Source organism: Nonomuraea sp. NPDC001684 (assembly GCF_053596515.1).
Genome location: NZ_JBSFGJ010000057.1, coordinates 23730 through 32568 on the forward strand (window position 1 = coordinate 23730; position 8839 = coordinate 32568).

Below are 8839 nucleotides of genomic sequence, written 5' to 3' on the forward strand. Positions count from 1 at the left end.
GCCGGTACGGCCATGGTCTACCGTGATCGCCATGAAGGCGGCTGCTCGGTATTTGTGCTGGTTGGCGTGGGCGCAGAAGGGCCGGGTCGCCTTAGGCGCGACGCTGGGCACCCTGTGGACGGTGGGCCTCACGCTCCCGCCGTACCTGCTGTCGAGGGCGATCGACGACGATCTGGCGCCCGGCTGGGTGCTGGCGCTGCTCGGCGCCGGCCTGGTCAACGCCTGGCTGGCGATGATGCGGCACCGTACGATGACCAAGATCCGGATGGACGCCAACTTCCGCACGGTGCGCGCCCTGGTGGAGCAGATCAACACGCTCGGCGCGGACCTGAACAGGCGCACCTCGGCAGGCGAGGTCGTGACGATCGGCATCGGCGACGTCATCACGATCGCCGCCGCGCTGACGGTGACCGGCCCCGGGGTGGGCGCGGTGATCAGCTACGGGGTGGTGGCGGCGCTGCTGCTGCAGGTCTCCGTGGTGCTGGCCGTGGTGGTGCTGCTCGGCGTGCCGGTGCTGGGGATCGTGCTCGGGCCGCTGCTCGGGCGGTTGATGAAGGTGCAGAACGGCTACCGCGAGAGCCAGGGCAGGCTGACCGCCCGGCTGGTGGACCTGATCGAGGGACTGCGGGTGCTCAACGCGTTCGGCGGCAAGGGCGCCTACGCCGAGCGGCACCTCGCCGACTCGGCGCGCCTGCGCGAGCAGGGGTACCGGGTGGCGTCGCTGACGAGCTGGATCGGCGCGCTGGGCGTCGGGCTGCCGGCGCTGTTCCTGGCCGCGGTGACCTGGCTGGGCGCCAGGCTGGCCGCGGAAGGCACGATCACGGTGGGCGAGCTGGTCGGCGTGTACGGATACATCGCCATGCTGGTGGTCCCGGTGTCCTTCTTCATCGAGGGCAGCTTCCAGATCAGCCACGGCCTGGTCTCCGCCCGGCAGGTCACCCGCTTCCTCGCGCTGCGGCCCGGCGACCGGCCCCGCTCCACCGAACCGGAGATCAAGCCGGGCAGCTTCGTGGGGCTGGTCAGCGCCCGTCCCGAGGAGAGCGTGGCGCTGCTGGAGAGCCTCGGCGGGTTCGACGGCACGTCGTTGATCGCCGACCACGACGCCGCGCTGTTCACCGGTACGCTGCGCGAGGTCCTGCAGGGCCGGGGCGAGGCCGACGACGAGACCATCCGTCGCGCGGTCGCCGTCGCCGCCGCCCAGGACGTGGTCGCCGGGCTGCGCCACGGCCTGGACTCCGTGATCGAGCCGGGCGGCCGCAACCTGTCGGGCGGCCAGCGCCAGCGGGTGCGCCTGGCCAGGGCGCTGGTGGCCGATCCCGAGCTGCTGCTCGCGGTGGACCCCACCTCCGCGCTGGACGCGCACACCGAATCGCTGCTCGCCCAGCGCCTTCGCACGGCGCGCGCCGGCCGCACGACGGTCGTCGCCACCACGTCGCCGCTGCTGCTCGCCCAGGCCGACGAAGTCCTCCTGATCGAGGACGGCCGGGTGTCCGCCACCGGCACCCACCGCGACCTGCTGGAATCCAGCGACGCGTACCGGACGGTGGTGTCGTGACCCGCGACCTGCCCGTCGCCGACCGCAGGCGCGTACGGCAGGCGGCCCTGCGCCTGATCCGCCGCGACGTCCCCGGGTTCACCGCCACCCTGCTCCTCAACGGCCTGGCGGCGGCCGCGGCCCTGGTCAGCCCGTGGCTGCTGGGTCGCATCATCGACACCATCTCCGCCGGCGGGGCGATCGACCTGCTCGCCGCGGTCGCCGTGGGCGGGGCGCTGCTGCAGCTCGTCCTGTCCCGATACGCCGAGCGGACCGGAACCCGCTTCAGCGAGCGCGTCCAGGAGCACATCCGGCAGGAGTTCCTCGACCGCGTGCTCGCCCTGCCCGCCGCCACCGTCGAGCACGTCCGCACCGGAGACCTGACCGCCCGCGGCACCACGGACGTCAGCGTGGTCGGGTACACCCTGCGCAACGCCGCCCCGGCCGTGCTGATCTCCTCCCTGCAGGCGCTCTTCCTCGTCGCGGCCGTCTTCCTGGTCGACCCGCTGCTGGGGGCCTGCGGCCTGGTCGCGCTCGCCGGCGTCGCGGCCGCCTCCCGCTGGTACCTGCGCCGCGCCCGCGACGCCTACCTGGAGGAGGGCGCCGCCCGCTCGGAACTGGCCGAACACCTGGCCGCGGGCGCCGCCGGCGCCCGCACGATCGAAGCCCTCGGCCTGCAGGACCGGCGCACCCGCGCCGCCGAGCGGGTGATCGAGCGCGGCCGGGTGGCCCAGCTGCGCACCCTCTTCCTGCGCGGTGTCCTCTGGCCGTCGGTGGAGGTCTCCGCCCTCCTCCCGCCGGTGCTGGTCCTGCTGCTCGGCGGCATGCTGCTGGACGGCGGCCAGGTCACCCTCGGCGCCGTCGTCTCGTGCGTGCTCTACCTGCGCCAGCTCCAGCAGCCCATCGAGACCGTCCTCATGTGGATGGAACAGCTGCAGAGCAGCGGCGCCGCCTTCGCCCGGATCGAAGGGCTCCGGCTCCCGGCGGCGCAGGCCGGCGTGGCCGCCCCCGAACCCCGGGACGACCACATCGTGGCGGCCGGCGTGCACTTCGCCTACGAATCGACCGGCGACGTCGTCACCGGCGTGGACCTGACCGTGCGGCCCGGCGAGCGCCTGGCCGTCGTCGGCCCCTCGGGAGCCGGCAAGTCCACGCTCGGCAAGCTGCTGGCCGGCATCGACCGGCCCCGCCTCGGCACGGTCACCGTCGGCTCGGTCCCGGTCGCCGACCTGTCGCCCGCCCAGCTGCGCAAGCACGTCGTGCTGGTCACCCAGGAGCAGCACCTGTTCCTCGGCACCGTCCGCGACAACCTCCGGCTGGCCGACCCCACGGCCGACGACAACCGGATGGAGAAGGCCCTCGCGGCGGTCGGCGCCGACTGGGTGGCCTCGCTGGACGACGAGCTCGGCCCGCATTCCTCCGGCGGCGAACTCGGCCCCGACCGGGTGCAGCAGCTCGCCCTGGCCCGGGTCATCCTGGCCGACCCGCACACCGTCATCCTCGACGAGGCCACCGCCATGCTCGACCCGCGTACGGCCCGGCGCGCCGAACGATCGCTGGCGGCGGTGCTGGACGGACGCACGGTGATCGCGATCGCGCACCGGCTGCACACGGCGCGGGACGCGGATCGGGTGGTGGTGATGGAGGGCGGCCGCGTCGTGGAGGTCGGCGCGCACGACGAGCTGGTCGCGGCCGGCGGGGTCTATCAGGGGTTGTGGAACTCCTGGCACGGCTCGCGCCCTTAGCGGGCGGCGGCGCTCATCTCGGGCCAGAACTCCCGGTACCGGCCGGAGTGGAAGACCAGCGGCTCGCCCCCGGCCCGCTGGAAGCGTTCCACCGCTCCGACGAGGATGTGGTGGTCGCCGCCGTCGTGGACGCGCTCGGTGCGGCAGACGAAGCTGGCCAGCGTCCCGGCGAGGATCGGCAGCGGCGTGCCGAGCAGCTCCACCCCGGCGAACTTGTCGGCCGCGGGGGTGGCGAAGCGGCTGGACAGGTGGCCCTGGTCGGCGGCCAGGACGTTGACGGCGAACCGCCCGGCCCGCAGGAAGAGCGGCGCGCTGGGCGCCCGGTTCGACAGGCACCACAGCAGCAGCGCCGGAACGAGCGAGACCGAGGTGAGGGAGTTGACGGTCACGCCGGCCCGCTCCCCGTCGGCGGTCACCGTCGTGATCACCGCCACCCCGGTCGCGAACTGCCCGAAGGCGTCACGGAGCGATCTCATGCCGTCACCCTGCCCAGATAGGTCTCGGCACGGCCGGCGTCCATGAACCACTCGGCGTAGTCGGCCGGGTCGTCGAAGCCGTTGACGAACCGGGAGGCGATCTCCGGGCGCTGACCGGCCGCGCCCAGCAGCGCCAAGTGGTGCGGCTCGGCCGGCGCGAGCAGGGCGTTGGTCCAGTTCGTGACGTGCTGGGCCTGCGTCCAGAACAGGTCGAAGGTCTGCCGCATCCAGTCGGCGTCGAACGGGCGGTCGCCGCGTTCCACGATGGCCCGCAGGTAGGTGGCGGCGCACTTGGCGGCGTTGTTGCTGCCCTGCCCGGTGATCGGGTCGTTGAGCACCACGACGTCGGCGACGCCGAGCACCGGCGCGCCGGAGGGCAGCACGGCCACCGGACGCCGGACCGTGGGGGCGAAACGGCCGGTCAGCACCGCGTTGGCGTCGGTGAGCTCGATGCCGGCGCAGCGCTCGGCCTCCCACGGGAAGAAGGTCTCCAGGATCCGGCGGCTGCGGGCCAGGTGCTCGGCGGGGCCGCGGACGTCGCCCCAGCAGTCCATGGGGCCGTCCGGGACGCCCTCGAACACCATGATCTCGCAGGGGCCGGTGTGCGTGAGCGCGGGGAAGACGAAGTACTCGCCCACGCCGGGCAGCAGGTTGAAGCAGACCGCCGAGTGACCGGGACGCGGGGCGAGGCCGTTGACGTAGGTGACGGCCAGCGCGCGCTGTGGGGTGGCGTAGGGGGAGCGGGCGGGGTCGCGTTCGAAGAGCGAGGCGATCTGGCCCTTGCCCGCGGCGACCAGGACCAGGTCGTACCGGGCCGCGTAGCTCTCCAGGTCGTCGGGGGTGGCGTCGTGCAGGACGAGCTTGCCGCCGAGCCGCTCGAACTCGCCCAGCCAGGCCGGCATCTTCAGCCGCTGGTCGACCGAGCGGGCGGGGACGTCCAGCCGCGCCGCCCAGTCGAGGGCCTTGCCGCCCTCCGGGCTCGGGACCGTGAGCGCGATGCCCTCGATGGGCGGGCAGACGTCGGCCCACCAGTCGAGGCCGAGCTCGCGCTCGTGGGCCTGCGCGGTGCCGAACATGGCCTGGCCGGACATCACCCGGCCGTCGCGGATGGACTCGGGGGTGCGGTTGGAGACCACGGTCACGTCGTAGCCGTGCTGGAGCAGGCCGATGGCCAGGTGGAGACCGGCCTGGCCGGCGCCGACGATGAGGATGTCGCGCATGGTGGTGTCCTTCTGGTGTGGTGTGGAGGATCTGATCGGCGCCTGACAAGAACGGTACGGGCGGCGCGTGCGCCCGTGCCATCCACTGAGCGCGGATCTCATCCGCCTGACGCGGGACCTCTGCGCAACGTCTCCGACGGCGGCTGCCCGTACCTCTCGCGGTACTGGGCGGCGAATCGTCCCTGGTGCAGGAATCCCCATCGGGCGGCCACCGTGGTCACCGTGGCCCTGGCCGGGTCGGCCGTCCTGAGCTCGTCGTGCACGCGCGTCAGCCGCACCTGCCTGAGGTGGGCCATCGGGGACAGGCCGAGATGCGCGCGGAATCCCTCCTGCAGGGAGCGGCTGCTGACCGCGACGGCGCCGGCGATGTCCGTGGTGCTCAGCGGCAGGTGGGCGTGCCCTTCGATGAACTCCATCGCCCGGCGCACCACCTTCGGCAGCGCGGGCGGCCTGGGAGCGGTCAGCCGGTCCAGGTAGTTGGAGGGCTGCATGGTCAGCAGCAGGGTGATCAGGGCGTTCTCCAGATGGGCGACGGCCAGCGGGTGGCCGGCCAGCCCGTCGTCCCGCTCGGCCTCCCTGACCAGCAGGTCGGCCATGTCGCGCCAGGAGCGGGTCCAGCCGGCCGTCAGGTCCATGCCGAGGTCGAAGACGACCGGGCCGTCGAGCGGCTCGCCGAGCATCTGCTCCAGCGCGCGTTCGATCGCCGTGCGCTCGAACTTGACCAGCAACTGCGGGCAGCCGGCGGCCCAGCGCATGTCGAGGTGCCGGGTCGGCGAGGGCAGCGAGGCCAGGGACGGAGATGAGACGACCTCCTCGTCGCCGGCGCGGATCAGGCTGCGTCCGGCGAGCGGGATCATGACCAGGAAGAACGTGTCGAGGTCGCCCGGCTCGATGTGCACGTCGGCCCCGTAGTCGAGGTAACTGACGCGGACCGCGCCGAGCTGCACGGAGTTGAACCGGGCCGACAGCAGGTCCGCGTCCCCGGCCAGGTCCAGCCGGTGCGGGCAGAACACCTTGGCGACCTCGCCGCGGACCTCGTCGAGGTCGGAGCTGGCGAAGACGGCACGGTTGCTGAGGAGCACACCAGATGATCGGGCGTCCGCCCCTCGGCGTTCCAGGTAAAAGTACGTACAAGAGATCCGCCGCCTTGACCCCATAGGAGACGATCTGCACATGCAATACCTGATCTCAGTGATCGACGACAGGACCAATTCGGCCACCCCGGAGGAGCATGCGGCGATCGACGTGTTCAACGAGCGCCTCCGGACCCAGGGCCACTGGGTCTTCGCCGGCGGCCTCGCCGCGCCCGCCACGGCCACCGTCATCGACAACCGGGGCGCGGAGGCGATGGTCACCGACGGGCCCTTTCTGGAGTCCAAGGAGTACCTCGCCGGCTTCTGGATCATCGAGGCCCCCGACCTCGACGTGGCGCTCCGGCTCGCCGCAGACGGGTCGAAGCACTGCAACCGCAAGGTCGAGGTGCGACCGTTCCTGTGACCGACGTCCGCGAGGCGGTCGCCCGGGCCCACCACGAGGAGTGGGCCCGGGTGGTCGCCGCCCTGACCAGGCGCTTCGGTGACCTCGACATCGCCGAGGAGGCGGCCGCCGAGGCGTTCGCGACCGCCGTCGAGCGGTGGCCGGCCGACGGCGTGCCGCCCAACCCGGGCGCCTGGCTGACCACCACCGCCAACCGCAAGGCCATCGACCGGATCCGGCGCGAGAGCAAGCGCGACGACAAGCACAGGAAGGCTCAGATGTCCCACGACGACCCACCCGAGCCTGCCGGCGCCATCGACGACGACCGGCTCCGGCTGATCTTCACCTGCTGTCATCCGGCGCTGGCGATGGAGGCCCGCGTGGCGCTGACGCTGCGCCTGGTCGCCGGCCTGACCATGCCCGAGATCGCCCGCGCCTTCCTGGCCCAGGAGAGCGCCGCGGGGCAGCGGATCACCCGCGCGAAGGCCAAGATCAAGGCGGCGCGCATCCCCTACCGGGTGCCGTCCGCCGAGGATCTCCCGGCGCGCGTCTCCGGCGTGCTCGCCGTGCTGTTCCTGGTCTTCAACGAGGGCTACCTGGCCACCGGCTCCGGCACCGATCCCGTACGGCACGAGCTGACCGCCGAGGCGATCCGGCTCACCCGCCTGATCCGCGCCCTCCTGCCGGACGACGGCGAGGTGACGGGGCTGCTGGCGCTGATGCTGCTCATCGAGGCCCGCCGCCCCGCCCGGGTCTCGGCCGGCGGCGAGCTGGTCGCGGTCGCCGAGCTCGACGGGCCCGAGGTGGCGTTGGCGGCCGTCGACCACCTCGGGGACAGGCTGGCCGGGTACCACGCCTACCACGCCACCCGCGCCGACCTGCTGCGCCGGCTGGGCCGCGGCCAGGAGGCGCGCGCCGCCTACGACAGGGCCATCGACCTGGCCGGCAACACCGCCGAGACCGCCTCGCTGACCCGCCGCCGCGACCGGCTGCGGCCGGGGTGATCAGGCGGCCTTGCCGCGGACGATGTAGAGCTTCATGTCGGTGAAGTCCAGGGTGAGGTTGTAGGGCTTGAAGAAGCAGTGGGCGAAATGGCCGATCCCGTCGAAGCCCGACCCGTAGGGCCAGGGCACGTTGACCGGCATGTTCGGGTCCGCCTCGCAGTAGACCCGCTGGGCGACGGCGTCGCCGAGCCGGAGCTCCTCCGGATAGCAGGGGTGGGTGATGGTCGGGTGGCTGTGGGCGAACGTCTCGATCGGGCGGTCGAGGTCGACCCGGACCCCCAGACGTCTGGCCACCTCTCCTGGCATGCCCGCGGCGATCTCGCCGACCCCGCCGAGGTTCACGCCCACCACCCGCGGGCCGGACCCCGCGATGCTGCCCACGCTGTGCACGTCGTGGTCACGGGACAGCCACATCGGCAGCGGCTCGGCGCCCGCCCGCGCGGCGGCGGCACGTGCCTCCCTGGCCGTCTCGGGGGTGCGGCGGCGCAGGATGAGGTGCCGGCCCGCGTAGTCGAACGTGGTCAGCAGGTGGTAGAAGAGCCACGTGCCGATCAGGCCGTCGCCGTCGGTGCCGACGTCCGCGCCGGACTCCGTCGACGACCAGCCGACGGGGACGTTGCGCAGTTCGATGCCGCCCAGCCTGAAGGAGTCCAGCATCCCGTAGTGCACCCAGATGGGCGTGCCCTCGAAGTCGGTCTTCTGGCTGACGACGGCCTTCAGCCCCGCCTCCTTGGCCGCCGACGCGGTCAGGCTCAGGTTCGGGGCGCCGGTGTAGAACGTGAAGCGCTTCGCCGGTCCGCCGTTGACCGAGGCCTCCACCAGCGGCCGCGGGTCCATCTGCAGGAACCGCACCCGGCCGACGTCGCCCTTGATCTGGTACGCCTCCCCGCTGATCGCCGCGAACCATGTGGCGTAGTCCTCCGCGCCGGCCGCCTTCCAGCACGGAACGGAGAGGGCGAACTTGTCCTGCCGGATGTAGCAGTCGCCCAGGAGCTCGTTGGCCTCCTTGTCGCCGGGCGCCAGGCGGACGGCCGTCTTGAGGTATTTCTCGGCTTCGGGGAACCGGTTGGACAGCAGCGCGACATGGCCGCGCCGGCGGGCCGCGTGCGGGTTCCCGGGGTCCTTCTTCAGGATCTCCTCGTACGCGCGGCCGGCCTGCTCGAACTTCCCGGCCTTGAACAGCGCGTCGGCGTCGCCGCCGTCGGCCAGCGCCGTGGCCGCCCCGTCCAGCAGCGGTGCCGTCGCGGCGGCGCCGGCCAGCACGGCGGCCCCCCGGAACAACGAACGCCGGTCCCATCTCCCGTCATCGGCCGAAGCCTTCTCCCTTTCCATGACCCCCAGTCAAGGGGGACGGCTGTTGCCGTGAGGTATGCGTTTTTCGATA

Annotated in this window: 8 protein-coding genes; 4 read left to right on the forward strand and 4 right to left on the reverse strand. The window is 72.7% G+C overall.

The genetic code is table 11. The annotated features are described in order from the left end of the window. The first annotated feature begins 31 nt into the window (after positions 1-31). Entirely contained in the window at positions 32-1555 is a 1524-nt protein-coding gene (locus tag ACWCSD_RS14085) for an ABC transporter transmembrane domain-containing protein (protein ID WP_449915032.1), read from the forward strand. Beyond that, positions 1552-3279: an ABC transporter ATP-binding protein gene (locus tag ACWCSD_RS14090; protein WP_449915035.1), complete on the forward strand. Its 1728-nt coding sequence runs from the start codon at positions 1552-1554 to the stop codon at positions 3277-3279. The genes ACWCSD_RS14085 and ACWCSD_RS14090 overlap by 4 nt, the downstream gene beginning before the upstream one ends. Here ACWCSD_RS14090 and ACWCSD_RS14095 read toward each other — a convergent pair. The 3 genes from ACWCSD_RS14095 to ACWCSD_RS14105 all read right to left on the reverse strand — a co-directional run bounded on the left by ACWCSD_RS14095 (position 3276) and on the right by ACWCSD_RS14105 (position 6057). Then, positions 3276-3755 (reverse strand): flavin reductase family protein, encoded by a 480-nt coding sequence (locus ACWCSD_RS14095; protein WP_449915038.1) that lies wholly within the window; start codon positions 3753-3755, stop codon positions 3276-3278. The two genes, ACWCSD_RS14090 and ACWCSD_RS14095, sit on opposite strands and share 4 nt — an antisense overlap. Continuing rightward, positions 3752-4975, reverse strand: a complete 1224-nt coding sequence (locus ACWCSD_RS14100; protein WP_387674541.1) for a styrene monooxygenase/indole monooxygenase family protein — start codon at positions 4973-4975, stop codon at positions 3752-3754. Before ACWCSD_RS14100 ends, ACWCSD_RS14095 begins: the two co-directional genes overlap by 4 nt. A gap of 98 nt (positions 4976-5073) precedes the next feature. After that, positions 5074-6057: an AraC family transcriptional regulator gene (locus tag ACWCSD_RS14105; RefSeq protein ID WP_449915043.1), complete on the reverse strand. Its 984-nt coding sequence runs from the start codon at positions 6055-6057 to the stop codon at positions 5074-5076. 91 nt (positions 6058-6148) lie between these two features. Here ACWCSD_RS14105 and ACWCSD_RS14110 point away from each other — a divergent pair, with 91 nt between their 5' ends. Then, positions 6149-6472: a YciI family protein gene (locus tag ACWCSD_RS14110; protein WP_387674547.1), complete on the forward strand. Its 324-nt coding sequence runs from the start codon at positions 6149-6151 to the stop codon at positions 6470-6472. Beyond that, positions 6469-7455: an RNA polymerase sigma factor gene (locus tag ACWCSD_RS14115; RefSeq protein ID WP_449915047.1), complete on the forward strand. Its 987-nt coding sequence runs from the start codon at positions 6469-6471 to the stop codon at positions 7453-7455. The genes ACWCSD_RS14110 and ACWCSD_RS14115 overlap by 4 nt, the downstream gene beginning before the upstream one ends. On the opposite strand, the gene ACWCSD_RS14120 is transcribed toward ACWCSD_RS14115, so the two are convergent. Continuing rightward, positions 7456-8787, reverse strand: a complete 1332-nt coding sequence (locus ACWCSD_RS14120) for a tetratricopeptide repeat protein (protein ID WP_449915050.1) — start codon at positions 8785-8787, stop codon at positions 7456-7458. Between the last annotated feature and the right edge of the window lie 52 nt (positions 8788-8839).